General features: G+C 61.3%; 23 protein-coding genes. 13 read left to right on the top strand and 10 right to left on the bottom strand.

The window, feature by feature from the left end; genetic code table 11:
• Positions 1-5: 5 nt before the first annotated feature.
• Genes NXC14_RS15040 through NXC14_RS15030 form a run of 3 tightly spaced genes read left to right on the top strand, consistent with a single transcriptional unit; the run spans position 6 to position 2915 of the window.
• Positions 6-845: a carbohydrate ABC transporter permease gene (locus NXC14_RS15040; protein WP_085778825.1), complete on the top strand. Its 840-nt coding sequence runs from the start codon at positions 6-8 to the stop codon at positions 843-845.
• Positions 842-1903, top strand: coding sequence for a Gfo/Idh/MocA family oxidoreductase (locus tag NXC14_RS15035; RefSeq protein WP_085778824.1), 1062 nt, complete (start codon positions 842-844; stop codon positions 1901-1903). Before NXC14_RS15040 ends, NXC14_RS15035 begins: the two co-directional genes overlap by 4 nt.
• Before the next feature lie 10 nt (positions 1904-1913).
• The gene (locus NXC14_RS15030; RefSeq protein WP_085778823.1) at positions 1914-2915 is read left to right on the top strand and encodes an ABC transporter ATP-binding protein; all 1002 of its coding nucleotides are present in this window, start codon (positions 1914-1916) and stop codon (positions 2913-2915) included.
• Positions 2916-3260: 345 nt separating this feature from the next.
• Here the strand turns inward: NXC14_RS15030 and NXC14_RS15025 are convergent, their stop codons facing one another.
• From NXC14_RS15025 to NXC14_RS15005, 5 genes are all read right to left on the bottom strand, one after another.
• Complete coding sequence (locus tag NXC14_RS15025) at positions 3261-4322, bottom strand: ABC transporter ATP-binding protein (RefSeq protein WP_085778822.1); 1062 nt, start codon at positions 4320-4322, stop codon at positions 3261-3263.
• A 12-nt stretch (positions 4323-4334) separates the two neighbouring features.
• Positions 4335-5123: an ABC transporter permease gene (locus NXC14_RS15020; RefSeq protein ID WP_085778821.1), complete on the bottom strand. Its 789-nt coding sequence runs from the start codon at positions 5121-5123 to the stop codon at positions 4335-4337.
• On the bottom strand, positions 5120-6013 hold the full coding sequence (locus NXC14_RS15015) for an ABC transporter permease subunit (protein ID WP_085778820.1): 894 nt from the start codon (positions 6011-6013) through the stop codon (positions 5120-5122). Before NXC14_RS15015 ends, NXC14_RS15020 begins: the two co-directional genes overlap by 4 nt.
• A 70-nt stretch (positions 6014-6083) precedes the next feature.
• The gene (locus tag NXC14_RS15010; protein WP_085778819.1) at positions 6084-7187 is read right to left on the bottom strand and encodes an ABC transporter substrate-binding protein; all 1104 of its coding nucleotides are present in this window, start codon (positions 7185-7187) and stop codon (positions 6084-6086) included.
• A gap of 190 nt (positions 7188-7377) precedes the next feature.
• A complete protein-coding gene (locus NXC14_RS15005; RefSeq protein WP_085778818.1) occupies positions 7378-8250 on the bottom strand; it encodes a MurR/RpiR family transcriptional regulator in 873 nt (290 codons plus the stop codon).
• A gap of 177 nt (positions 8251-8427) precedes the next feature.
• On the opposite strand from NXC14_RS15005, the gene NXC14_RS15000 reads away from it, so the two are divergent.
• The 6 genes from NXC14_RS15000 (at position 8428) to NXC14_RS14970 (ending at position 16059) form a co-directional block, all read left to right on the top strand.
• On the top strand, positions 8428-9198 hold the full coding sequence (locus NXC14_RS15000; protein ID WP_085778817.1) for an N-formylglutamate amidohydrolase: 771 nt from the start codon (positions 8428-8430) through the stop codon (positions 9196-9198).
• Between the two features lie 121 nt (positions 9199-9319).
• On the top strand, positions 9320-10876 hold the full coding sequence (locus NXC14_RS14995) for an amino acid permease (protein WP_085778816.1): 1557 nt from the start codon (positions 9320-9322) through the stop codon (positions 10874-10876).
• Positions 10877-11023: 147 nt separating this feature from the next.
• Positions 11024-12391 (top strand): glutamine synthetase family protein, encoded by a 1368-nt coding sequence (locus NXC14_RS14990; RefSeq protein WP_085778815.1) that lies wholly within the window; start codon positions 11024-11026, stop codon positions 12389-12391.
• Positions 12392-12595: 204 nt separating this feature from the next.
• On the top strand, positions 12596-13981 hold the full coding sequence (locus NXC14_RS14980) for an aldehyde dehydrogenase family protein (protein ID WP_085778814.1): 1386 nt from the start codon (positions 12596-12598) through the stop codon (positions 13979-13981).
• A complete protein-coding gene (locus NXC14_RS14975) occupies positions 13978-15132 on the top strand; it encodes an iron-containing alcohol dehydrogenase (RefSeq protein WP_085778813.1) in 1155 nt (384 codons plus the stop codon). The genes NXC14_RS14980 and NXC14_RS14975 overlap by 4 nt, the downstream gene beginning before the upstream one ends.
• 228 nt (positions 15133-15360) lie before the next feature.
• Entirely contained in the window at positions 15361-16059 is a 699-nt protein-coding gene (locus NXC14_RS14970) for a ParA family protein (RefSeq protein ID WP_085778812.1), read from the top strand.
• Positions 16060-16135: 76 nt separating this feature from the next.
• Here NXC14_RS14970 and NXC14_RS14965 read toward each other — a convergent pair whose 3' ends face one another.
• Positions 16136-17536, bottom strand: a complete 1401-nt coding sequence (locus NXC14_RS14965; RefSeq protein ID WP_085778811.1) for a L,D-transpeptidase — start codon at positions 17534-17536, stop codon at positions 16136-16138.
• Positions 17537-17792: 256 nt separating this feature from the next.
• On the opposite strand from NXC14_RS14965, the gene NXC14_RS14960 reads away from it, so the two are divergent.
• From NXC14_RS14960 to NXC14_RS14950, 3 genes are all read left to right on the top strand, one after another.
• Positions 17793-18632, top strand: a complete 840-nt coding sequence (locus tag NXC14_RS14960; RefSeq protein WP_085778810.1) for a DUF4432 family protein — start codon at positions 17793-17795, stop codon at positions 18630-18632.
• 72 nt (positions 18633-18704) lie between these two features.
• Positions 18705-19043: a TIGR01244 family sulfur transferase gene (locus NXC14_RS14955; RefSeq protein ID WP_085778809.1), complete on the top strand. Its 339-nt coding sequence runs from the start codon at positions 18705-18707 to the stop codon at positions 19041-19043.
• Positions 19044-19115: 72 nt separating this feature from the next.
• Positions 19116-19460 (top strand): RidA family protein, encoded by a 345-nt coding sequence (locus NXC14_RS14950; protein ID WP_085778808.1) that lies wholly within the window; start codon positions 19116-19118, stop codon positions 19458-19460.
• Positions 19461-19500: 40 nt separating this feature from the next.
• Here the strand turns inward: NXC14_RS14950 and NXC14_RS14945 are convergent, their stop codons facing one another.
• From NXC14_RS14945 to NXC14_RS14930, 4 genes are read right to left on the bottom strand one after another with little or no spacing between them, the layout of a single operon-like run.
• The gene (locus NXC14_RS14945; protein ID WP_085778807.1) at positions 19501-21159 is read right to left on the bottom strand and encodes a thiamine pyrophosphate-binding protein; all 1659 of its coding nucleotides are present in this window, start codon (positions 21157-21159) and stop codon (positions 19501-19503) included.
• Positions 21160-21172: 13 nt separating this feature from the next.
• A complete protein-coding gene (locus NXC14_RS14940) occupies positions 21173-22375 on the bottom strand; it encodes a CaiB/BaiF CoA-transferase family protein (RefSeq protein WP_085778806.1) in 1203 nt (400 codons plus the stop codon).
• Between the two features lie 18 nt (positions 22376-22393).
• On the bottom strand, positions 22394-23350 hold the full coding sequence (locus NXC14_RS14935) for a DMT family transporter (protein ID WP_085778805.1): 957 nt from the start codon (positions 23348-23350) through the stop codon (positions 22394-22396).
• Positions 23347-24297 carry an alpha/beta hydrolase gene (locus tag NXC14_RS14930; protein ID WP_085778804.1) on the bottom strand — a complete coding sequence of 317 codons (951 nt, stop codon included), beginning with the start codon at positions 24295-24297 and terminating at the stop codon, positions 23347-23349. The genes NXC14_RS14935 and NXC14_RS14930 overlap by 4 nt, the downstream gene beginning before the upstream one ends.
• Positions 24298-24555: 258 nt before the next feature.
• Between NXC14_RS14930 and NXC14_RS14925 the strand changes: the two genes are divergently transcribed.
• Positions 24556-25296: a ribonuclease gene (locus NXC14_RS14925; protein ID WP_085778803.1), complete on the top strand. Its 741-nt coding sequence runs from the start codon at positions 24556-24558 to the stop codon at positions 25294-25296.
• Positions 25297-25365: the final 69 nt, after the last annotated feature.

Here is a 25365-nt window from a genome sequence, read left to right as displayed (position 1 = left end):
CGCGCATGTCCAAGGCACGCACATCTCCGATCCGCACCGGCCTCGTGCACTTGGCGCTCAGCGCCTATACGCTGGTCGCTCTGTTTCCGGTGTTCCTGACCATCGTCAACTCGTTCAAGGATCGTAACTCGATCTTCCGCGAACCGCTGATGATCCCGACGCCGTCGACCTTCAGCCTCGTCGGCTACCAGACGGTGCTGGGGCAGGGCGATTTCGCCACCTATTTCCAGAACAGCTTCGTTGTGACTGTTGTTTCGATCCTGCTGGTGCTGCTGTTCGGCGCCATGGCCGCCTTCGCTCTGTCTGAATACCGCTTCCGCGGCAATCTGCTGCTCGGGCTCTACATGGCGATCGGCATCATGATCCCGATCCGCCTCGGCACGGTGGCGATCTTGCAGGGCATGGTGGCGGCCGCTCTCGTCAATACGCTGACGGCGCTCGTCCTCGTCTATACCGCGCAGGGCATACCGCTGGCGATCTTCATACTGTCGGAATTCATGCGCACGGTTTCGGACGATCTGAAGAATGCCGGGCGCATCGACGGGCTTTCCGAATATGCGATCTTCTTCCGCCTGGTGCTGCCGCTGGTGCGCCCGGCCATGGCGACAGTCGCCGTCTTCACCATGATTCCGATCTGGAACGACCTCTGGTTTCCGCTGATCCTGGCGCCTGCCGAAAGCACCAAGACGGTGACGCTCGGTTCGCAGATCTTCATCGGCCAGTTCGTCACCAACTGGAATGCGGTGCTGGCGGCCCTGTCGCTAGCCATCCTACCGATCCTGATCCTTTACGTCATCTTCTCGCGGCAGCTGATCCGCGGCATCACGTCGGGAGCCGTCAAATGAACCAGGAGAAACCGATCCGCGTCGTCGTTGCGGGCCTCGGCAACATGGGCCGCAGCCACGCGCTCGCCTATCACAACAATCCCGGCTTCGAAATCGTCGGTCTCGTCAATCGCTCGACACCGGAGCTGGAGCCCGCGCTGCAGGGCTATACTGTTCATCCCGACTTCGCGACGGCGCTTGCGGAGCTGAAGCCGGATCTCTGCTCGATCAACACCTATTCCGACAGCCATGCCGATTATGCCGTCGCCGCCTTCGAGGCCGGTTGTCATGTCTTCGTGGAAAAGCCGCTGGCGACCACCGTCGCCGATGCCGAGCGGGTCGTTGCGGCAGCGGAGAAGGCGGGGCGAAAGCTGGTGATCGGCTATATCCTCCGCCATCATCCGTCCTGGATGAAGCTGATAGCAGAGGCGCGCAAGCTCGGCCCGCCTTACGTCTTCCGCATGAACCTCAACCAGCAGTCCAGCGGTCCGACCTGGTCGACGCACAAGTCGCTGATGCGCACGACCCCGCCGATCGTCGATTGCGGCGTGCATTATGTCGACGTCATGTGCCAGATCACCGATGCGAGAGCCGTCGAGGTGCGCGGCATGGGACTGCGTCTCTCCGATGAAATCGCCGCCGACATGTATAATTACGGCCACCTACAGGTGCTTTTCGAGGACGGTTCGGTCGGCTGGTATGAGGCCGGCTGGGGACCGATGATCTCGGAGACAGCCTTTTTCGTGAAGGATGTAATGTCGCCGAAGGGCGCAGTGTCGATCGTCATGGATCCGAATGCCAAGTCCGACGATATAGACACGCACACCAAGACCTCGGTGATCCGTCTGCACACGGCTGAAACCGGCCCGGACGGCAAATTCATCAGGCCCGACCAGGATATGAGGATGACAGGCGAGCCCGGTCATCAGGCGCTCTGCGACTTGGAACAGGCCTTCATGCTGAGGGCGATCCGCGAGGACCTGAACCTCGATCGCCATATGGCGGATGCGGTGGCGTCGCTGCGCATCTGCCTTGCCGCCGACGAGAGCGTGCGTACCGGCCAGCCGGTCAGATTGTAAGGGAAACACAGTGGGATCGCTTCAACTCAAATCCATCCGCAAGACCTATGGCACGCATGAGGTGCTGAAAGGCATCGATCTCGAAGTCAAGGATGGCGAATTCGTCATCTTCGTCGGGCCGTCCGGCTGCGGAAAATCAACGCTGTTGCGCAGCATCGCCGGCCTCGAGGACGTGACCTCGGGCGCCGTCGTCATCAACGGCCGCGACGAGACGCTGACGCCGCCGGCCAAGCGCGGCATCGCCATGGTGTTCCAGTCCTATGCGCTTTATCCGCACCTGACGGTCAAGGACAATATGGGGCTCGGCCTCAAACAGGCGGGAACGGCCAAGGACGAGATCGACAAGCGGGTCGGCAAGGCGTCCGGCATGCTCTCGCTTGCGCCTTATTTGGGGCGGCGGCCAGCCGAGCTCTCCGGCGGCCAGCGGCAGCGCGTCGCCATCGGCCGCGCCATCGTGCGCGAGCCGGAACTCTTCCTGTTCGATGAGCCGCTGTCCAACCTTGACGCGGCGTTGCGCGTCCAGACCCGGCTCGAAATCGCCCGGCTGCACCGCGGCCTGAAGGCGACGATGATCTACGTCACCCACGACCAGGTCGAGGCGATGACGCTTGCCGACAAGATCGTCGTGCTGAATGCCGGCTCGATCGAGCAGATCGGCTCGCCGATGGAGCTTTACAACCGCCCGGCCAACGTCTTCGTCGCCGGCTTCATCGGCTCGCCGCAGATGAATTTCGTCCCCGGTGAAAAGGTGGGCGATCATAGCGCCAAGACGATCGGCGTGCGTCCCGAACACATGACACTGTCGCGCGAGCAGGGGACGTGGCGTGCGAAGGTCGTGCATGTCGAGCATCTCGGCGCCGACACGATCATCTATCTGGAATCCGAGCAGTGCGGCCTGCTGACGGCGCGCCTTTTCGGCGAGCACCAGTATGAGCCCGATGAGATCGTCTATGCGACGCCGGATCAAGCGCGTGTGCATCGCTTTGACGCGGACGACCGGGCGATTCGGTGAGAGCGGCATTGTCAATTGTTTGGCGATAGGCCGGCATTGTGGGTTTCACTGGCAGATGGCATTCCTGACATGAGGGTCTGCGCCCGATTGTTCCACCAGCCAACCCCACACTCCGGCATGCTCGGCCTTGAGCCGAGCATCCAAACCGCATCCATCAGCAGCTACGGGCATGGATCCGAGGCTCAAGGCCTGGGATGACCGAGAGTGGTCAAGCCAAACTTGCCCCTGGCGTAGAGAGGCACACCGCGCCGGGTGTTTCAGGCGGTCACGACCTCTCCTCGATCATTCCTAACAATGAAAAGGCGCCGTTTCGCGGCGCCTCTTGCGTGAGCTATATTGGTGAACTCAGTCGCGGATGATCAGCAAATCGGCAGCCATGAAGCGCAGCGTCACGGTTTCTCCGGCCTGCGGCGGGGTGACGCCGGGGCTGTTGAACATGTCGAAGGAAATGACGTTGCCGCCGACATTCATGCGGGTGCGAATGACCGAACCGAGGAAGTGAGCCGAGACGACCTGGCCGGTCAGCGCCGTGTCGCTTCTGGCGGTGTCGGAGAGCGAGCCTGCTTCCGGGCGCAGCGCCAGCGAGATGATTTCGCCGGCCTTGTGAGCTGCGACCGACTGCTTCAGGGTGATCTTCTGATCGCCGATCCGAATGACATTGGCGTCGGGGTCCACGACTTCGGCTTCGATCAGGTTCAGCGTGCCGACGAAGGAGGCGACGAAGCGTGTGGCCGGCTTGTTGTAGATCTCGAAGGGCGAGCCGATCTGGTCGGCCTTGCCGGCATTCATGACGACGATGCGATCGGAAATCGACAGCGCCTCTTCCTGGTCGTGGGTGACGAAGACAGTGGTGATGCCGAGCTGCTGCTGGATCTGGCGGATTTCCTCGCGCAGTGACACGCGAATTTTGGCATCGAGGGCGGAGAGGGGTTCGTCGAGCAGCAGCACTTGCGGTTTAACGGCGAGCGCGCGGGCAAGCGCCACGCGCTGTTGCTGGCCGCCCGACAGCTGATAGGGGTAACGGTCGGCGAGATGATCGAGCTTGATCAGGCCGAGCATTTCCTTGACACGGGCGTCGATCTCCGGCTTCGGCGCGCCGGCGACCTTGAGCCCGAAGGCGACATTGTCATGCACCGACATGTTGGGGAACAGGGCATAGGCCTGGAAGACCATGCCGATATTGCGCTGGTTCGGCTTCAGCGCGCTCTGATCCTTGCCGTTGATGGTCAGCGTGCCGCCGGTCGGGGTTTCGAAGCCGGCGATCATGCGCAGGACAGTGGTCTTGCCGCAGCCTGACGGGCCGAGGAAGGAGATGAATTCGCCCTTCTCGATGTTCATGTTGAAATTCTTGACGACCTGAACCGGGCCGAAGGATTTCTGGATGTTATTCAGAGTGAGGAAAGACATGAGCCGGTTACCTTAAGCCTTTGCCGGGCGGGCTTTGCCGAAGCGGGAAACGAGATTGAGCAGGCCCATGCTGAGCCAGGTGATCGAGAAAGCGATGACGGCGAGCGCCGAAGGTTCATAGGCCTTGTTGGCGCCGACGAGCTGCAAATAGGGGCCGAAGGCCGGACGGTTGAGCAATGCGGCGAAGGTGAACTCGCCCATGACGATCGCCAATGTGATGAAGGCGCCGGAGAGTACGCCGCTCATGACGTTCGGGAAGATGCAGCGGAACATGATGGTCGTCCAGCGGGCGCCGAGGCTTTCGGCCGCTTCCGTCAACGTACGGACATCGATGGCGCGCATGGCAGTATCGACGGCGCGGTACATGTAGGGCAGGGACAGCGTGATATAGGAGAAGACCAGCAGGGCGTTGGTCCCGGTCGTCGAACCCGTCAGCGGCAAGTAGGATGACGAATTGTACATTCTGAGGTAGCCGAAGACGATGACGATCGCCGGAATGACGAGCGGCAGCAGCGTGATGAACTCGACGACGGGACGCATCTGCGGCAGGCGCAGGCGCACCCAGTACGCCGTCGGCACCACGAGCAGCATGCCGAAGACGATGGTGAGCAACGCCATCAGCATGGAGTAGCCGAAGGTCTCGCGGAATTGTATGTCCGAGAAAACCGACTGATAGGCGTCGAGGCTGTATTCGCCGCGGCGCATGCGCAGCGAAAATTCGATCGTGCCGATCAGCGGAATGATGAAATAGGATGCGCCGAGAATGATGGCGATCCAGGCTCCAAGACGTTGTGTTTTCATTTCTGCCACCGCTCGGCGCGCATGCGCAGCATGAGGTAAAGGACGTTGGAGACGCCTGTGATGACGATCATGCCGAGCGCAATGGCGTAACCAAGATTGGCATTGTGCAGAACGTCGCCCCGGATCTGCGCGTAGAGCAGGATCGGCACGATGTTGAGCGAGCTGCCAGTCAGCGCGAAGGCGGTGGCAATGGCGCCGAAGGCGTTGGCGAAGAGAAGCAGCGTGGTGCCGAGCAGGCTCGGCCACAGGATCGGCAGGGCGACCATCATCCAATATTGGCGGTTGGTGGCGCCGAGAATCTCGGAGGCCTCGCGCCATTCCTTCTTCATGCCGTCGAGCGCCGGCGTCAGGATCAGCACCATCAGCGGGATCTGAAAATACATATAGGTGATGGTTAGGCCGAAGAAGGACAGAAGGTTGAAGCCGGTGCCATAGAGGTTGAAGCCGAACCATTCCCGCAGGAATACCGTCACGAGGCCGGTGCGGCCGAGCGTCGCCAGGAAGGCGAAGGCAAGCGGCACGCCGGCGAAATTCGAGGCTACGCCGGAAAAGGTCAAAAGCGTCGAGCGCACCGAGGCGGGCAGACCACCGAGCACGACGGCCCAGGCGAGAAAAAATCCGATCAGCGCGCCGCCAAGGGCGGATGCCACCGAGACCTTGATACTGATCCAGTAGGCGCTCATGATCGATGGAGTAAAAAGATCGCCGATATTCTTCAGCGTGAAATCGCCCTCGGGCGTCAGGAATGCGCCCGCCACAAGATAGAGCGTGGGGATGATCAGGAACAGCAGAGAAAAAATGATGAAGGGCGCAATGCCCAGCCAGTCGATCACGCGGTCTTTGTTGATCAAGGGGGCGCTGCTCACCATCGGCGTTGAAACGGTACTCATGAAAAGCTCATCCTGGGCATCGGAGTGAGAAAACCTCCCCGCCCCTGGGGCGGGGAGGCCGGATCGGAGTTTACTTAACGTTGGCGCCGACGACGGAATCCCAGTTCTTGGTGATGGTTTCCTTGCCTGCCGCTTGCTCTTCGAGCGTCGGGAAGACGGCCTTTTCATAGGCTGCTGCCGGCGGCAGCTTATCGAGCAGTTCCTTCGGGATCTTGTTGTTCTTGGCAAGATCGTTGAAGCGGATTGGGTGGCAATAGCCCTTCAGCCAGCCGAGCTGACCTTCGTCGGAATAGAGGTATTCCATCCAGAGCTTGGCGGCGTTCGGGTGCGGAGCGAAGGCGGAAATCGCCTGCACGTATACACCGGCGACGACACCCGTCTTCGGAACGACGACTTCGAACGGAGGGTTGCCCTTCAGGCCTTCACCCCAAGACAACGCGTTATAGTCCCAGGCGATGATGATCGGTGTGGATCCCTGCGCGAAGGGAGCGGCCTTGCCGACGACGGGCACGAAGTTGCCGGCCTTGTTCAGTTCGGCAAAGAACTTCAGGCCTTCTTCGCCTGCCTTGGCAGCGTCACCGCCGGATGCGGAAAGCCCGGCGGCGTAGACGCCCTGGACAGCCTGGTTGGCGGTGCGCGGATCGCCTGCCAGCGCGACGCTGTTTGCGTAATCGCTCTTCTTCAGGTCGGGCCAATCAGCCGGCGATTCCTTGACGAGATCCTTGTTCACGAGGAACGAGAGAACGCCGTAGTAGTCGCCGTACCAGTAGCCTTCCGGATCCTTTGCTGTGTCCGGGATCGAATCCCAGGTGGAGACCTTGTAAGGCTGGATCAGACCGTCCTTCTTGGCGGACGGGCCGAAGGAGAGGCCGACGTCGATGACGTCGGGGGCCTGCGGGCCGGTGTTGCCCTTGTTGGCCTTGATCGCTTCGATTTCGTCACCCGAGCCGGCATCCGGGTTCAGCTCGTTGACCTCGAGGCCGTACTTGGCCTTGAAGCCCGCAATGACCTCGCCGTAGCCGCACCAGTCGTGCGGGAGAGCGATGGTGGTCAGCGTGCCTTCTTTCTTAGCGGCGGCGATCAGTTCTGCGCTCGGTTCTGCGGCGGCAATCGCGGTCGAAGCCACGATCATCGCAGTAGAAAGCGACAGGAGTCGAGAAATGTTAGAGATCACTGTTGTTCTCCTTCGGGTTTTCAGTGTCTGGCGATGCTGTTAATCAGCTTACATGAAGCTTGTGTGACGGTTGGATGACGTTAGTTTTGCCGGAATAGCAGGCGCTTGTGACTGATGTTTCATTTGCGACGGCATCGTTCACTTCCGCCAAGTCCGCGTTTGTTTTTCCCTCTCTTTTAGCCTTGCCCTCTTAACCCGGTTTGCGGAAAAGCCTGCTCTGCTCGAACAGCCCTTCCAGCGTCTTCATGCGCTCCTTCGTCTCGTCCCAGGTGGAATTCTGGACGGCCTCGATCAGAGCCTCGACAATGAAAAGAGTGACGACCGACGAATCCCAGGCCGATGGCGCTTCGATGCGGACGCGGAAAGCGTGCCGCGCGAGTTTGGCAGCGGGCGAGGCCCATTGGTCGGTGAAGACGACGATTTCGGCACCGCGCTTGCGGGCGGCGGTGGCAAGGCTGACCATTTCCTGCTCATAGCGGCGGATATCGAAGATGATCAGGATGTCGCCGGCGTTCATGTTGAGGGCATATTGCGGCCAGCTGCTGGAATTGGACGACAGCAGTGTCGTGGCCGGCCGGATGACCTGCATATGGGTGAAGAAATACTCGGCCAGCGCGCCGGTGATGCGGCCGCCGACGAAATAGAGGCCGCGCTTGCGATCCGACAGCAGCGAGGCGACGCTGTCGAAGGTCGCCGTATCGAGATCGGTCAGTGTCTGGCGCAGATTGCCCATGATGGCATCGGCGAAACGGTTGAGGATATGAGTGCCCGGCGCGTTTTGCGCCCAGCGATCGTGCTTGGTGATGGGATTGGAAATCGTCGCTTCGACCTCCTGATGCAGGCGTGCCTGAAAATCGGGATAGCCCTTGAAACCGAGCTTCTGCACCATCCGCACGACGGTCGGTGTAGAAACGCCGGCGTTCTCTGCGATCGTGGTGATGCTGCCGAGGCCGGAAACCGGATAATTGTCGAGAAGGCTTTCCGCCAATTGTTTCTCGGCACGTGTCAACACGCCGAGATGCGAATGTATGACGTCCGAAACCGTCTTCGACGCAGTGGTCACCTGATCTTGCTCCCCGGGGGTGGTCTGGCGCCACTCCTCCGACCAAAGTTAACAACGCTGTCACAATCCATGTCAACCACTGTCATGAAAAGAAATTTTCAGCGACTGCTTGACAGTCGCCAAAAGCTGAAGAATTCTTTTCTATAAAGCTTTTATTAAGGGATAGGAGTGGCGCCGTTGGTGCTGGCCCGGCCAAAAATCCTCAGCGAAGCGGATGGCGATTGCGTCGGGATCGAACGCATCGACGGCCGGAGCCCAGTGTTGCTCGTCTGCGAACACGCTTCGAAGACGCTTCCTGCCCGGTTCGGCGATCTAGGCCTGCCCAACGAAGCGCTGTCGAGCCATATCGCCTGGGATCCGGGTGCGCTCGCGGTTGCCCACGGTGTGTCGCAGGCGCTCGACGCGACTCTCGTCTTCCAGCGCTTCTCGCGGCTGATCTACGACTGCAACCGGCCGCCAAGTTCATTGGGCGCCATGCCGGAAACCAGCGAGATCTATGCCATTCCCGGCAACAAGGATTTGAGCGCCGAGGAGCGTCTGGCGCGCACCGATGCGCTTTACGTGCCTTTCCATGATGCCATCCGCGGACTGATCCGCGATCGTCGGGCGAGGGGGCAGGATACCGTCATCGTGACGATGCACAGCTTCACGCCGGTCTATCATGGACGGCAACGCGCCGTCGAACTCGGCATATTGCACGATGAGGACAGCCGGCTCGCCGACCGCATGCTGGAGGCTGCGGCCGGCGCGCCGCTTTACAGGACTGAACGCAACCAGCCTTACGGGCCTGCGGACGGCGTGACCCACACGCTGATCCTGCACGGGCTTTCGAACGGCTTGCGCAATGTAATGATTGAGGTCCGCAACGACCTCATCGCAGACGATGGCGGCCAAAGGGTCATGGCCGACTATCTGACAGGACTTCTCCAGCAAAGCCTGGAAGCCTGAATAAAAAAGAGAAGACCCGAGGGAGCAGTTTATCTGCGGACGTCCGCATGGCGAAAATGCCGCGGGCAATTGGCACTGAATCGGCCGCAATTCCGCGGCCGATCGTGAACAGGGGGAAGTCATGTCGGATTATACCGAGCTTGATAAGAAGCAGGATGTGCACATCCTGCATTCGATGGGCTATGCCCAGGAACTCGAACGGCGAATGAGCTCATTCTCGAATTTCGCCGTATCATTCTCCATCATCTGCATTCTTTCCGGCGGCATCAATTCGCTGGCTCAGGCGACTTCGGGCGCCGGCGGAGCGGCGATCGGCATTGGCTGGCCGGTCGGTTGCTTCATCTCGCTCGTCTTCGCCGTCGCCATGGCGCAGATCAGCTCCGCCTATCCGACGGCTGGCGGCCTCTATCACTGGGGCTCGATTCTCGGCAACCGCTTCACCGGCTGGCTGACCGCCTGGTTCAACCTGCTTGGTCTCGTCACCGTGCTCGGCGCCATCAATGTCGGCACCTATTATTTCTTCATGGGCTCCTTCGGCACAACTTACCTCGGCCTGACGGATTCCACGACGGTGCGCATCCTGTTCCTGGTGATCATCACCGGCGCTCAGGCCCTGGTGAACCACATGGGCATCGGATTGACTGCGAAGCTGACCGACTTTTCGGGCTACCTGATCTTCGCGACTTCGATCGCGCTGGCGGTCGTATGCCTTCTCGCGGCGCCCTCCTATGAATTCGGCCGTCTCTTCACCTTCGCCAATTATTCCGGCGAAGTCGGTGGCAACGTCTGGCCGTCCACCTCGGGCGCCTGGGTTTTCCTTCTCGGTCTGCTGCTGCCGATCTACACCATCACCGGCTATGACGCCTCGGCGCATACATCTGAGGAGACGGTCAAGGCCGCCCATTCGGTCCCGCGCGGCATGGTGGCCTCGGTTCTATGGTCGGCGCTGTTCGGCTATATCATGCTGTGCGCCTTCGTGCTGATGCTGCCGAACATGGATGAGGCGGCAAAACAGGGCTGGAACGTGTTCTTCTGGGCGATGGACAGCCAGGTGAACCCGGTCGTCAAGGACCTCCTTTATCTTGCGATCTTCGTCAGCCAATGGCTGTGCGGCCTTGCGACCGTCACCTCGGTCTCCCGCATGATCTTCGCCTTCTCGCGTGACGGCGGTCTGCCGGCCTCCAAGGCGCTGTCGAAGGTCAGCCCGCAGTATCGTACCCCGGTTGCCGCGATCTGGACGGGCTCGATCCTGTCGGTGCTGTTCGTCTGGGGCTCGTCGCTCGTTACGATCGGGGATACCCCGGTTTACACGATCGTCGTCTCGTGCACGGTCATCTTCCTATTCTTCTCCTTCGCGATCCCGATCACGCTCGGCCTCTTCGCCTGGGGCACGTCGAAGTGGGACAAAATGGGCCCGTGGAACCTCGGAGAGGGCGTCTTCAAGCTGTTCGCGGTGCTGTCGATCATAGCGATGATGCTGATCTTCATTCTAGGCATCCAGCCGCCGAACGAATGGGCGCTCTACATCACCGTCGGCTTCCTCGTGGTCACCGGCATCGTCTGGTTCGGCTTCGAGAGCCGTCGCTTCAAGGGGCCGCCGATCGGCGCCGACGTGGCGAAGCGCCAGGCCGAGATCGCGGCGGCCGAGGCGGCCGTCGGCGAAAGCGGCGAACGTTAAGCATCGAGGCTTCCCTCTCAAGTGGCGGGGCCGCATCCTGCGGCCCCATCACCGGATCAACGAAAAGGCATCGGGCCGTGATACCAGGCCGAGCGAATGCGATTTCGTTGCCCCGATTTCTTCAATTCCAGTTCAGGCGGATCAATCATGAGCAGCAGCTACACAATCGACGATCTTAGGAAGGATGTTGCCGAAGGGCGAATCGATACGGTTCTCGCCTGCCAGGTGGATATGCAGGGCCGGCTGATGGGAAAGCGTTTCCAGGGGGAATATTTCGTCGAGAGCGCCTGGAAAGAAACGCACAGCTGCAACTACCTGCAGGCGACCGACATAGAGATGGAAACCGTCTCCGGCTACAAGGCGACGAGCTGGGAGAAGGGATACGGCGACTATACGATGAAGCCGGATCTTTCGACGCTGCGCCGCATTCCCTGGCTCGAAGGTACGGCGCTGGTACTCTGCGACGTGCTCGACCATCACACCCATGAAGAGGTTGCCCATTCGCCGCGCGCGATCCTGAAGAAGCAGGTGAAGCGGCTCGAAGACATGGGCATGAAGGCCTATATGGCTTCCGAGCTCGAATTCTTCCTGTTCGACCAGAGCTACGAGGCGGCGCATGCCTCGGGCTACCGCAATCTCAAGCTCGCCAGCGCCTATAACGAGGACTACCACATCTTCCAGACCACCAAGGAAGAAGAGGTGATGCGGGCGATCCGCACCGGACTGCAGGGCGCCGGCATTCCGGTCGAGAACTCCAAGGGCGAGGCCTCCGCCGGCCAGGAGGAGATCAACGTGCGCTATGCCGATGCGCTCGCCATGGCCGATCGGCATGCGATCATCAAGAACGGCTGCAAGGAGATCGCCTGGTCGAAGGGCAAGGCCATCACCTTCCTGGCGAAGTGGAACTACAATGCGGCCGGCAGCTCTTCGCACATCCACCAGTCGCTCTGGAGCCTCGAGGAAAAGCCGCTGTTCTTCGACCATGCCGGCAAATACGGCATGTCGCCGCTGATGCACAATTACGTTGCCGGGCTTCTCGCCCATGCGAGCGAGATCACCTATTTCCTGGCGCCCTACATCAATTCCTACAAGCGCTTCATGGCCGGCACCTTTGCGCCGACCAAGGCGATCTGGAGCAAGGACAACCGCACTGCCGGCTACCGTCTCTGCGGCGAGGAGACCAAGGGTATCCGCATCGAATGCCGGGTCGGAGGCTCCGATCTCAATCCCTATCTCGCCTTCGCCGCGCTGCTTGCCGCCGGTATCGACGGGATCGAGAACAAGCTGGAGCTCGAAGCCCCCTTCGTCGGCGACGCCTATGGCGGCAAGGACATTCGCGAAATCCCGCGCACGCTACGCGCGGCAACGACTGAAATGACGGAATCGGGGATGCTACGCAAAGCCTTCGGCGACGACGTCATCGACCATTACACTCGTGCTGCCGAATGGGAGCAGGAAGAATACGACCGCCGCATCACCGATTGGGAAGTGGCGCGCGGGTTCGAAAGAGCTTAATAGCGTTTTGTGGGTTTGCTTGCCCCTCACCCTAACCCTCTCCCCGCTTGGTGGGAGAGGGGACTTGCCACACGGATCGCTCGAGAGTTCGGAAAATGGTGCGGCATATCCCTCCTCCCTGCGAGCGGGGAGAAGGTGCCGGCAGGCGGATGAGGGGCGGTCGCCCACCCACATTTTGAATGATACGAGGACAGGAAATCGATCATGGCAATGATCCAATGCATTTCACCGGTCGACGGATCGGTTTACGCGGAGCGCGCAGCACTTTCGCTCGACGCCGCCAAGGACGTGGTGGCGCGCGCCCGCGAGGCGCAGAAGGCCTGGGCGAGACGGCCGCTTGAAGAACGAGTTCAGCTTGTCCTGAAAGGCGCCGCACGGCTGAACGAGATGTCCGACGTCGTCGTGCCGGAGCTTGCCTGGCAGATGGGCCGGCCGATCAGGTATGGCGGCGAATATAAGGGCTTTAACGAGCGCTCCAACTATGTCGCATCGATTGCGGCGGATGCGCTGGCCCCGCTCGTCGTCGAAGAGAGCGATCGTTTCGAACGCCGTATCGAGCGCGAGCCGCACGGCGTCGTCTTTGTCGTCGCACCTTGGAACTATCCCTATATGACGGCGATCAACACGATCGCTCCGGCGCTGATGGCCGGCAATACGGTGGTGCTGAAACATGCCTCGCAGACATTGCTCGTCGGCGAGCGGCTGGTGCAGGCCTTCATCGAAGCCGGCGTTCCCGAAGACGTGTTCCAGAACGTCTTCCTCGACCATGAAACGACGTCGGCGCTGATTGCCGCCGGCAGCTTTAACTTCGTCAACTTCACCGGATCGGTCGAAGGCGGCCGCTCGATGGAGCGGGCCGCAGCCGGCACCTTTACCGGCCTCGGCCTCGAACTCGGCGGCAAGGACCCGGGTTACGTGATGGAAGACGCCGATCTCGATGCGGCCGTCGACACCCTGATGGACGGCGCGACCTACAATTCCGGCCAGTGCTGCTGCGGCATCGAGCGCATCTATGTGCATGAATCGCTCTATGACGCCTTCGTCGAGAAATCGGTCGCCTGGGTGTCGAACTACAAGCTCGGCAATCCGCTCGATCCGGAAACGTCGCTCGGGCCGATGGCGAACAAGCGTTTCGCGAAGGTGGTGCGCGAGCAGATCGCCGAGGCGGTTTCCAGGGGCGCCAAGGCGCTTGTCGACCCCAAGCTTTTTCCCCAGGATGACGGCGGCGCCTATCTCGCACCGCAGGTCCTCGTCGATGTCGACCATTCCATGGCCTTCATGCGCGAGGAGACCTTCGGCCCGGCGGTCGGCATCATGAAGGTGAAGAGCGACGAGGAAGCGCTCGCTTTGATGAACGACAGCCAGTATGGGCTGACGGCCTCGCTCTGGACCAAAGATGCCGAGCGGGCAGCACGTCTCGGCCGCGAGATCGAAACCGGCACTGTTTTCATGAACCGCGCGGATTATCTTGATCCGGCGCTATGCTGGACCGGCGTCAAGGAGACCGGCCGCGGCGGCTCGCTGTCGATCATCGGCTTCCAGAATCTGACGCGTCCGAAATCCTTCCACCTGAAGAAAGTCACAGCATGAGCAGCAGCAACATCACCGCAAACTGGAGCTATCCGACATCGGTCAAGCTCGGCCGGGGCCGCATCAAGGAGCTGGCCGACGCCTGCAAGAGCCTCGGCATCAAAAAGCCGCTGCTCGTCACTGACCGCGGCCTGGCCTCGATGGCGATCACCAAAACCGCGCTTGATATCCTCGAAGATGCCGGCCTCGGCCGGGCGATCTTCGCTGACGTCGACCCGAACCCGAACGAGAAGAACCTCGATGCCGGCGTCAAGGCCTTCAAGGACGGCGGCCATGACGGCGTCGTCGCCTTCGGCGGCGGCTCAGGTCTCGATCTCGGCAAGTGCGTTGCGTTCATGGCCGGCCAGACGCGGCCGGTCTGGGATTTCGAGGATATCGGCGACTGGTGGACGCGTGCGAGCCTCGAAGGCATCGCCCCGATCGTCGCGGTGCCGACGACGGCGGGCACCGGTTCGGAGGTCGGGCGCGCCAGCGTCATCACCAATTCCGTCACGCATGTGAAGAAGATCATCTTCCATCCGAAGTTCCTGCCGGGTGTGGTCATTTCCGATCCGGAACTGACCGTCGGCATGCCGAAGATCATCACCGCCGGCACCGGCATGGACGCTTTCGCGCATTGCCTGGAGGCCTATTCCTCGCCCTTCTATCATCCCATGTCGGCCGGCATCGCGCTCGAAGGCATGCGGCTCGTCAAGGAATTCCTGCCGCGCGCCTATCGGGAAGGTACCGATCTCGAAGCCCGCGCCAACATGATGTCGGCCGCCGCCATGGGCGCGGTCGCTTTTCAGAAAGGGCTCGGCGCCATCCATGCGCTCTCGCACCCGATCGGAGCCGTCTACAACACCCATCACGGCATGACCAATGCGGTTGTCATGCCGGCGGTGCTGCGCTTCAACCGCGCCGCGATCGAGGAGAAGATCGGCCGTGCAGCCGCCTATCTCGGCATATCGGGCGGCTTTGACGGCTTCTACGACTATGTGCTGACGCTTCGTTCCGAGCTCGGCGTGCCGGAGACGCTGACGGCGATGGGAATCGCGCCCGACCGCATCGACGAACTGTCAGCCATGGCGATCGAGGATCCGAGCGCCGGCGGCAATCCGGTGGCGATGACGCTCGAAAATACCAAGGCGCTTTTCAAGGATTGCTTCTGACAAGATCGCGGCGGACCTGCAGACCGGCCCGGAAAGCTCTTGCTTTCCGGGCCTTTTCGTCTCGGAAACATCCTGAATTTTAGGGATGTGAAAAATACAGGCTGCAATTTCGCCGCGCGCGTTCGCAATTTGTTAACCATGATTGTAAAGGATGGGTTAACCGCACGATGCTCCGACAGTGCGCACAAGAGCGATGCCGGCTCGCGCCATTTCCTCCGAGGACCGAACATGCCAGTCATTACATTCGCAAATACCAAGGGCGGCGCCGGCAAGACGACCGCTGTTCTGCTGCTAGCGACCGAGCTTGCCCGTCAGGGCTATCGCGTGACCATTCTGGATGCCGATCCGCAGCATTGGATTTCACGCTGGCACGAGATATCGGGGCACGTGCCCAATATTTCGGTGATCGATTTCGTGACGACCGCCTCGCTGCCGCAGCATATCAGCGAGAACAAGCATAATACCGACTATTTCATTGTGGATCTGCCGGGGGCCCGCAATCCGCTGCTTGCCACCGCCATCGGCCTTTCCGATCACGTGCTGATCCCGATCCAAGGCTGTGCCATGGATGCGCGCGGCGGCGCGCAGGTGCTCGAACTGCTGCAGTATCTGGACGAGAAGGCGGGCATCAAGATCGGTCATTCGGTGGTGCTGACCCGGGTCAACTCGATGGTGACGACGCGGGCGCTGCAGCTCGTCAAGTCGCTGCTCAGCGAGCGGCACGTGCCGGTGCTGGACACGGCGATCATCGAACGTTCGGCCTTCCGCGACATCTTCGACTGTGGCGGCACGCTGCAGACCATGGACCCCACGCGCGTCAGCAATCTCGACAAGGCGCGTGAGAACGCCACCTGTTTCGCCGAGGAAATCATGCGCAAGGTGCCTGTTCGGTTGACCGCCTCGGCTCGCATGGCGACAGCGGCCTGAATACACAAGCATTGAAACAAAAGGGCTGTCGGAGCGATCCGGCGGCCTTATCGTTTGTGACCAGTTTGGCTTTGGCTCAGTCGACGAACTCGACCGTCACACCGGGCTTGACCATTTTCGCAAGCTCGGTTGCATCCCAGTTGGTCAGGCGAATGCAGCCGTGGCTTTGGGTGCGCCCGATCTTGGAGGGCTCTGGCGTGCCGTGGATGCCGTAGGTCGGCTTGGAAAGCGCCATCCAGACGGTGCCGACCGGGCCGTTCGGGCCTGGGGGGATGTTGAGGATCTTGTCGTTGGCGCCCTGCTGAAAGTTGATCTTCGGGTTGTAGGTATAACCGGGATTGAACGCGACGCGCTCGACCGTCACCGTGCCGGACGGGGAGGGGGTGTCGGTTGAGCCGATCGAAGCGGGGTAGGCGGCGATGAGATTGCCGGCGCCGTCATAGGCGAAAACCTGTTTGCGCCCCTTGTCGGCGATGATGCGGGCGACCTCGCCGGTCTTCATCTCGCCTGGATTGACGACCTTGATCACCGTGCCGGGAACGCTGAAATCGGCGCCGGGGTTCATCTCCTTAAGGAAGGCCTCGTCCATATGGAAACGCTCGGCCAGCATTTCAGTGGTCGAGGTATAGGCGAGCGACGGCAGCAGCGCCTTATGCGAATAATCTTCCGGGATCTCCGCGACGAAGGGGCCGGCGGCATCGGCCGGCGTGATCGTATAGCTGACGACGGGCAGGCCGCCGTTCATGCGCAGCTCTTCCAGAATGGCATCGGTGTCATTGGGATCGAGATTTGACCCCGTCATCTGATTATAGGCATAAATGCCCTTGGTGACGTTCGAACCCATGTGCCCGTCGATGACGCCAGGAGAGATGCCGGCGCGGTCGAGGAAGACCTGCAGCGCGACGATCTCGGGCTTCGATTTGTTCTTCAGCGTGATCACGGGCTCGTCGGGTGCTGCCTTCGGCGCATCGGCGGGCGGGATCTGCTGATCGGGATCGATCGAGGCGTAATCGTCGCCCGACTGCGGATTGCCGATGCTGTTATCGTCCGGATAGGGCTCCTCGCCGAGCGGCAGGCGCTCGATCGCTGCGTCGCGCGGAATGCCGCCGGTGACGGCGCCACGCTCGGAATAACGCGTGTCGCCATAGGGGTTGTCGTCGGCATAGTAAGGATCGTTGCCGCCTTGGTCGGCATAGACCTCGCCTGGACGGGACCGGGGCGGATAGTAACCGCGGGCGCGCATTTCGGTGGCGACGACGTTGCCGTAGGCGTCGATCAGCACGCGGTTGCCGCTGCGGTCGCGGGCATAGGCAAAGCCGCGGGGGACATAATCGAGGATTTCGCCGTTCGGCGTCACCAGCACGACATCGCTCTGGCGGCGGTCACGAAACTGCTGCGCGCCAGCCTGCGGTGCTGCAGCCGCAACGGCTGCCAGCAGGGCCGCAAGGGAAAATGCCGACTTCAAAAAGCGATTCACGTCTCACACCTCGAACAGTGACTGGGCCGACACACACCCGCGAATTTTGACGCTAGTGTGGAATTTATGAAAGCGTGCTGAACAAAATATGAAAATCCCTAAGATTTCCTTTTACTCATAAACGTTTGCATCCTTGTGTCCGTTCCGCAAAATCCACGGTTGCGGCAAAAGCGCAAGAGGAGAACGGCGCCGATTGACGAAGGCCAGTGCGAAACCTAACGCTACGGCGGCCGATAAATCCTTGAGGAGACCCGAGATGATCGAATTTGCCACTGCAAGCGGGCCGCGCCTGATGCTCGATGAAACATCGGTGCTGGATATCGGCGGATGCATCGTCGACGGCGTCGATATCGCGCCAAAGCGCGCCATTCCCGACGATGGGGATCCGCGAATCGACCACTCGCTCGAAGGTTTTCTCTTCACCTGCGGGCCGGATCATATCCGCCATCGCCAGCCGATCGCCGGCCGTGCCGACGGCAAGGTCTATCCGCTGCACGGATCGGCCTCCGGCCACGCCGCCAAGATCCTGTGGACGAAATACGAGAATGGCAATGCCGAATGCCGCGCCGATATCGACATCATCACCGTCGAGGGATTGCCGCAGCGCATCGAGCGGCTGTGGCGGATCGACGGCGTGAACGGCGAGGTGCGGCTCGAAGACCGGGTTATCAATACCAGCGATCAGGTGGTGCCGACCTTCCTGATGTACCATATGAATGTCGGCGGCAAATGGCTGGACGACGGCACGCGGCTCGAAGGCCGGATGCTGGAGACTGGCGGCTTCCCCTGGACATTCGGCGAGGAGCCGGGCGGCATCTTCTGTGTGCCGGCGACGGCGACGGCGGAGGGCTTGGCGGAAGTCCGGCTCGGGCCGATCGCCGCAATCGGCGGCAGGACGCTCAGCGTGCGCTTCCGCGCCGATACGCTGCCTTATCTGCAGGTCTGGCGAAACCAGAAGGCGCCCGCTCATATTATCGGCATCGAGCCGGTGTCGCATCGCTGGGTATCGCGCGACGAGCTTCAGGCGGCCGGTGAATTTAACATGCTCGCCCCAGGCGAAAGCCGCAGCTATGCGCTGACCTTTGCGTTCCTGTGAGTGAAGTGTTGTTGACGCTTGCGGGCCTCCCGTCGTAGACCATCAGCCCACGATCTTTGAGGAGACAAGACGATGGATATTCGCCAGATCGACGATGAATATTCGGTTTCGGGGCAGATCACGCTTGAGGACCTCGACGAGATCAAGGCGCTCGGCTTCAAATCGATCGTCTGCCATCGCCCCGACCATGAAAGCCCCGACCAGACATCATTCTCCGTCATCGAGGCGCGTGCCAAAGAGCTCGGACTCGATATCGCCCACGTGCCGGTTGGACCGATGGGCGTGACCGAAGAGGCGGTGCAGGGAATGGTCGACGCGCTCGATGAATTTCCACGGCCGATGCTCGGCTACTGCCGCTCGGGCGCGCGCTCGACGGCGATCTACCAGAAAACCCACCATATCCGCAGTTGAGCATCGTGCGGGACGCTGATTTTCAGGCGCTGCTCCGCAGCGCCGCCACTTCCCATCACCCAGGAGACGATAATGAGCATTAAGCGTATCGACGTCGGCGCACGTATGAGCGGCGCCGTCATTCACGGCAACACGGTCTACCTCGCAGGCCAGGTGGGCGAGGGCGAAAGCGTCACCGATCAATGCAAGTCGGCGCTCGCCGAAGTCGACCGTCTGCTGGCGGCCGCCGGCAGCAGCAAGTCGAAGATCCTGCAGACCCTCGTCTATCTTTCCGACATTGCTTATTTCGGCGAGATGAACGCAGCCTGGGAAGCCTGGATCGATCCGACCAATCCGCCGGCCCGCGCGACCAGCGAAGCCAAGCTCGCCGCACCGAAGTACAAGGTCGAGTTCATCGTCACGGCTGCGCTCGACTAAGGTCGCCGCAGTTCCGTCTCTCAAAGCCGGTGGGGCAACCTTACCGGCTTTTTGTTTGCGCGATTTCCGAAAGCGTTCTGGTCGGTGTGATCGCTTCCGGATCGAGCTTCACCTCGATGATCGCCGGTTTGCCGCTTGCGCGTGCGCGCCCGAAAGCCGGCGCGAATTCCTCTGTGCCTTCCACCGTCTCGCCGTGGCCGCCATAGGCGCGGGCAAGGGCTGCGAAGTCGGGGTTGGTCAGATCGGTGCTGCTGACGCGACCGGGATATTCACGCTCCTGGTGCATGCGGATCGTGCCGTACATGCCGTTGTTGATAACGATTGCGATGATCGGCAGATCGTAGCGGATGGCGGTTGCGAATTCCTGGCCGTGCATCAGGAAGCAGCCGTCGCCGGCAAAACAGATGACCTCGCGCTCGGGAAAGAGCCGCTTGGCAGCCACTGCCGCCGGCAGGCCGTAACCCATCGAGCCGGAGGTGGGGGCTGCCTGTGTGTTGAATCGGCGGAAACGATGGAAGCGGTGCAGCCAGGTGGCGTAGTTGCCGGCGCCATTGGTGAAGATCGTTTCCGGTCCTATATTACTTTCGAGCCACTCCATGATCGGTCCCATATGGACGGCGCCCGGACCCGTGGCCGGCGGCTTCGACCAGGCGAGATAGACCTGATGCATATGCGCGGTCCGCTCCGCCCAGCGCGGCTCGGCTGGGGCTTCGAGATCGGCGAGTGCTTCGACAAAATCGGGGGGGCTGGCGCAGATGGCAAGATCGGGACGATAGACGCGGCCGAGCTCCGACGGGTCCGGATAAATATGAACGAGCGACTGGGCCGGGTAGGGGATGTCGAGCAGCGTATAGCCGGAGGACGGCATCTCCGACATGCGGCCGCCGAGCAGGATCAAGAGGTCGCTCTCCTTGATCTCCTTGGCGAGCCCCGGATTGATGCCGATGCCGACATCGCCGGCATAACAGGGGTGAAGATGATCGAACAGCATCTGTCGGCGGAATGAACAGCCTACCGGCAGCTGAAAACGTTCGGCGAAGGTTGCGAAATCGGCGACGGCATCGGCATCCCATCGCGTGCCGCCGAGGATTACCATCGGCCGTTCGGCCTTCAAGAGTCTTACATAAAAGTCGTCGATCTGGCTGCGGCCGGGATGGGCCTCGACTCTGGCATAACGCCTGGCGCGGGGCGCCTCGACCTCGTCGCGCAGCATGTCTTCCGGCAGGGTGAGCACCACGGGGCCGGGACGGCCGGAGGTTGCGACCGCAAAGGCGCGGGTGACGAATTCGGGAATGCGGGCGGCGGCGTCGATCTCACCAACCCATTTGGCGAATTCGGTGAAGGCGCGGCGGAATTCGACCTCTTGAAAAGCCTCCCGTTCGCGCGCCTCTCGTTGCACCTGGCCGATCAGGAGGATCATCGGGATCGAATCCTGCTTGGCTATATGCAGGCCGGCGGAGGCGTTGGTGGCGCCGGGGCCGCGCGTCACCATGCAGATGCCCGGTTCGCCGGTGAGTCTGCCCCAACAATCCGCCATCATCGCCGCCCCGCCTTCCTGCCGGCAGACGAGGACGTCGATATCGCTGTCGCGCAATGCGTCGAGAACGGCGAGGAAACTCTCGCCGGGCACGCAGGAGAGGCGTTTGACGCCATTTGCCTTCAGCGCCTCGACAATCAATTCCCCGCCCGTCTTTTTCATGATGATACCTTCTTCATGACGATGCCTTCCTCTCAAGCTCGGCGAGTTCCGCCAGAATTTCCTCTCTATGCTCGCCGAGACGCGGGCTGGGCCTGACGTAGCGCAAAGGTGTTTCCGACAGCACGACTGGCGTCCTGACCCCGGGGATGACGGTGCCGGCGGAATCGGCAAGGTCGATGCGAAGACCGCGAGCCTTCACCTGCGGGTCGGCGAACATTTCCTCGATTGTGTTGATCGCGCCTGACGGAACCGCGTTCTGCTCGCAGGCCTTCAGGAGATCCGCTTTCTGCCATTTCAGCGTCTCGGTGGAGATCAGGCGACGCACCTCGCCGCGGTTGGCGACGCGGGCTTTGTTGGTGGAGAAACGCTCGTCATCCGCGATCGTCTCCAGGCCGAGGATGGTAGAGAGGCGGCGGAACTGGCCGTCGTTGCCGACGGCCAGGATGAGATAACCGTCGGCCGTCGGTACGACTTCATAGGGCGAGATGTTCGGATGGGCGTTGCCGAGGCGGGGCGGTGCGGCGCCGGAGACGAGGTAATTCATGTTCTGATTGGCGAGCACGGCCGATTGCACGTCAAGCAGGGCCATGTCTATCAACTGGCCTTCGCCGGTTTTCAAGGCATGGATCAGGGCGGCCTCGATCGCCGAGACGGCATAGATGCCGGTAAAGATGTCGGCGATCGCCACGCCCGCCTTCATCGGCTGGCCGTCCGGCTCGCCGGTTATCGACATGAAGCCGGACATGCCCTGAACGATGTAATCGTAGCCGGCGAAGCCGGCATAGGGGCCGGTCTGGCCGAAGCCTGTGATCGAGCAATAAACGAGCCTCGGGTTCACCTCGCGAACGCTGTCGTAATCGAGCCCGTATTTGACGAGGCCGTCGACCTTGAAATTCTCGATTACCACGTCGGCAGTGGCTATGAGACGACGGACGAGCTGCTGGCCCTCAGGGCTCTTGAGGTCGACGGTGATGGAGCGTTTGCCGCGATTGGTGGCGTGGTAATAGGCGGCCGAGAGATTTTCGCCGTCCGCACCTTCGACGAAGGGCGGCCCCCATTGGCGAGTATCGTCGCCGCCATCGGGATTTTCAACTTTGATGACGTCGGCGCCGAGATCGGCGAGCATCTGGCCCGCCCAAGGGCCGGCCAGCACGCGGGCAAGCTCAATCACCCGGATACCGGTAAGCGGCGGCTTTTTCGTCGCGGTCTCGGTCATGGTCCTCCCGTCCAGTGTCTACGGCGCCAGCGTCACCTCAGATGTATCGGATAAGGGCTTTGAAGCAAAGCGGCGCTCTCGCCAGAGGATGTAGAAGCCCGACGCCATGATGATCGTGATGCCGAGCCATTTGACGGCATTCGGAAAGTCACCGAAAACAAGCCAGGCGAAGATCGTAGCTGAGACGATCTCGAAATATTGCAGCGGCGCCAGCGTCGACGCCGGTGCTGCCCGATAGGCGTAGACGCCGAGGATTCCGGCTGTGGCGGCCATAGCCCCGACGCCGGCGACATAGAACCAGGCGCTGCCTACGGGCATGACGGGATCGAAGAGATCGGAGCCGCTTCCTTCACCGATAAAAAGCAGGAGGGTGCAGAAGAGCAAGCCCCAGATGCCCATCTGAAACTGCATCGACCAAGGGTCCTCGCTGTGTGAGAGGACGCGGGTCATCAACACGAAGGTCGCGACGCAGAGCGCCGTCAGGATGGGCAGGAGCGCGATGTAGCCGACCTCTTCGAAACTCGGCTGAATGATCAGCATCGCCCCGAAGAAGCCGACGCCGCAGGCGGTGTAACGCCGCCAGCCGATCGTCTCCTTGAGGAAAATGCCGCCGAAGATGGTCACGATGATCGGCTCGATGAAGAAGATCGCGATCGCGTCGGCGACCGCCATGTATTTCAACGTGGTGACGAAAGAGATCATCGAGACGGTGATGATGAAGCCGCGGATGGCGTGGAACAGGCTCTGACGCCAAGAGAAATCGGCAAAGCTGCGCCTCCATAGCACGATCGGCAGCATGCAGAGCGCCTGCACGACGAAGCGGCCGGCGGTGATCTCGGCTGACGGGACGGTTACGACGGCAAGCTTGGCGAAGATATCGATGAGCGGCGAGACCATCACCGACAGAAACATCAGCGCCAGCCCTATCGTCACTTCGGAGGCGGACGAAGCGGCGCGGGCGGAGGGGCTACTCATGACGGATTCTTTCTGGCTTTGGATGTCGCGAGTGCCTCTTCGCACCAGTCCGCGAAGGCTGCGATCGCCGCATCGGCGCCAATTTCGTTCAGCGTCTCATGCCGCATACCCTGATATATCACTGTCCTGATACGAGAGAAGCCTCTGGCTTTCAAATTGTTTGACAGCCAGCGCACGGCTTTTCCACTCTCCGTCGCGGGATCATCGGCGCCGCCGACGAGATGGATTGGCATATCACGCGGCAGCCGATCCAGATGGAGTTTCTGCGGCGCGCGAAAAGTCAGCTCGAAGAGATCGAGCCAGAGCGAGACTGATGCGTCAAAGCCGCAGAGCGGATCGGCGATATATTTGTCGACTTCATCGGCGTGGCGCGACAGCCAGTCGAACTCGGTGCGGCGGTCCGGGATCGATTTTCCCCAAGCTTTGAAGGTGAGCTTCGGCAAGAGGCCGCTCGGGACGTCGGAGCCCTTCAGCATACGTTCCGCAAGGAGGATCGCCTGGGCGGCTCGGCCGGCAAGGCCGACTGCGAAATTCGAATTCCAGACGGCGACAGCATCGAAGTCGGACGGAGCGGTGACGGCGGCATTGAGCGCGATGAGGCCGCCCATCGAATGGCCAAATAGGATCACCTTCAGGCCGGGATTGCGCGAGGCCGCATGGGCGCGCATGGCAATGACGTCGCCGATCACCCGATCGACACCATTCCAGCGGGCGAAGCGGCCGATCGGCGCGTCGGGCGCGGTCGTCTCGCCGTGGCCACGGTGATCATGGGCATAGACGTGATAGCCGCGCCCCGCCATCGCCTCGGCAAAGCGGCCATAGCGCTTCGAGTGCTCCGCCAGGCCGTGCGATATCAACAGGATGCCGCGTGCCGGAGCGGCGGCTTCGGCATGGTGATAGGCCAGAGACGCTTCCCCTATGGCGAGCCTTTGCGTATCAGAAAACATCCGGATCCTCCCTGCCGCAGCAGAGCAGATCGCTACTGCATAATTCCTTAAAGCGGAATCGATTTGAGCAGAATATTCTGCAACCATAAGTGCGACAGCGTCCGTGCGGTAACTCAAGAACAGGGAGCTTCCCGGAACAGCCGACTGTTTCCGACGACGCAGTCGAGAACAAATTGCAGGATAGTTGCGATTCAGGGTTGCTGCCGTTTACGCTTTGTGCTTATCTGTTCCTGCATTGTTCTTCTTTTGGGGGTTGAAATGAGCAGCATGCAGTTGCGTACCTTTACATTCGCCGTGTCGATGATCCTTGCCGGCGCTGCCGTGGCGCAGGAGGCCGAGGGCCGTACCCGTTTCATTCTTGCTGCGAGCTGGCAGCCCGCCTTCTGCCAGACGAACCAGAAGAAGCCCGAATGCGCCAGCCAGACCGGCGAGCGCCATGACGCGACGAATTTCTCCCTGCATGGCCTGTGGCCGATGCGGCAGGATTATTGCGGCGTCAGCGACGATCAGAAGGCTGCCGACAAGGACGGCAAATGGGATACTTTGCCTGATGTCGCGCTTTCGGCCGAGGCGAAGGCGTCGCTTGCAAAGGCGATGCCCGGCACGCAGTCCGGCCTCGAACGGCACGAATGGATAAAGCATGGCACCTGCATGAAAATGAGCGTGGAGGATTATTTCGGCGTCGGCGTCCATCTGGTGGATGCGCTCAACACATCGGCCGTGCGCGATCTATTTGCCGCCAATATCGGCAAGACGGTCAAGGCGGAGACGATCAAGGCTGCTTTCGACAAAAGCTTCGGGCCGGGTGCGGGCGAGCGCGTCAAGATGAGCTGCCGGCGAGCCGGCAGTGTCAGGCTGATCAGCGAGTTGACGATCGGACTGTCTGCGGATGCGGGAGCGGCATCGGCCAAAAGCGCAAGCCTTGCCGATCTGATCCAGGGGGCGGGAAAAACCTCGTTCGGCTGTGACGAGGGCGTTGTCGATGCGGCGGGCTTCTGACCGGAATCCGGCGTAAACGGGTTTCGGCGTTGCTCACAGGCGCTGTTTCGCCTACATAGCGGCACGAAA

This window comes from Rhizobium sp. NXC14, assembly GCF_002117485.1.
GTDB lineage: Bacteria > Pseudomonadota > Alphaproteobacteria > Rhizobiales > Rhizobiaceae > Rhizobium.
This window is presented reverse-complemented; position numbering and strand designations above follow the sequence as displayed.

Coding starts and splice junctions, on each gene's coding strand:
- NXC14_RS15040 (WP_085778825.1), top strand. CDS start 6: ATGTCCAAGGCACGCACATCTCCGATCCGCACCGGCCTCGTGCACTTG.
- NXC14_RS15035 (WP_085778824.1), top strand. CDS start 842: ATGAACCAGGAGAAACCGATCCGCGTCGTCGTTGCGGGCCTCGGCAAC.
- NXC14_RS15025 (WP_085778822.1), bottom strand. CDS start 4,322: ATGTCTTTCCTCACTCTGAATAACATCCAGAAATCCTTCGGCCCGGTT.
- NXC14_RS15020 (WP_085778821.1), bottom strand. CDS start 5,123: ATGAAAACACAACGTCTTGGAGCCTGGATCGCCATCATTCTCGGCGCA.
- NXC14_RS15015 (WP_085778820.1), bottom strand. CDS start 6,013: ATGAGTACCGTTTCAACGCCGATGGTGAGCAGCGCCCCCTTGATCAAC.
- NXC14_RS14995 (WP_085778816.1), top strand. CDS start 9,320: ATGTCGGATTATACCGAGCTTGATAAGAAGCAGGATGTGCACATCCTG.
- NXC14_RS14990 (WP_085778815.1), top strand. CDS start 11,024: ATGAGCAGCAGCTACACAATCGACGATCTTAGGAAGGATGTTGCCGAA.
- NXC14_RS14980 (WP_085778814.1), top strand. CDS start 12,596: ATGGCAATGATCCAATGCATTTCACCGGTCGACGGATCGGTTTACGCG.
- NXC14_RS14975 (WP_085778813.1), top strand. CDS start 13,978: ATGAGCAGCAGCAACATCACCGCAAACTGGAGCTATCCGACATCGGTC.
- NXC14_RS14970 (WP_085778812.1), top strand. CDS start 15,361: ATGCCAGTCATTACATTCGCAAATACCAAGGGCGGCGCCGGCAAGACG.
- NXC14_RS14960 (WP_085778810.1), top strand. CDS start 17,793: ATGATCGAATTTGCCACTGCAAGCGGGCCGCGCCTGATGCTCGATGAA.
- NXC14_RS14955 (WP_085778809.1), top strand. CDS start 18,705: ATGGATATTCGCCAGATCGACGATGAATATTCGGTTTCGGGGCAGATC.
- NXC14_RS14950 (WP_085778808.1), top strand. CDS start 19,116: ATGAGCATTAAGCGTATCGACGTCGGCGCACGTATGAGCGGCGCCGTC.
- NXC14_RS14945 (WP_085778807.1), bottom strand. CDS start 21,159: ATGAAAAAGACGGGCGGGGAATTGATTGTCGAGGCGCTGAAGGCAAAT.
- NXC14_RS14940 (WP_085778806.1), bottom strand. CDS start 22,375: ATGACCGAGACCGCGACGAAAAAGCCGCCGCTTACCGGTATCCGGGTG.
- NXC14_RS14935 (WP_085778805.1), bottom strand. CDS start 23,350: ATGAGTAGCCCCTCCGCCCGCGCCGCTTCGTCCGCCTCCGAAGTGACG.
- NXC14_RS14930 (WP_085778804.1), bottom strand. CDS start 24,297: ATGTTTTCTGATACGCAAAGGCTCGCCATAGGGGAAGCGTCTCTGGCC.
- NXC14_RS14925 (WP_085778803.1), top strand. CDS start 24,556: ATGAGCAGCATGCAGTTGCGTACCTTTACATTCGCCGTGTCGATGATC.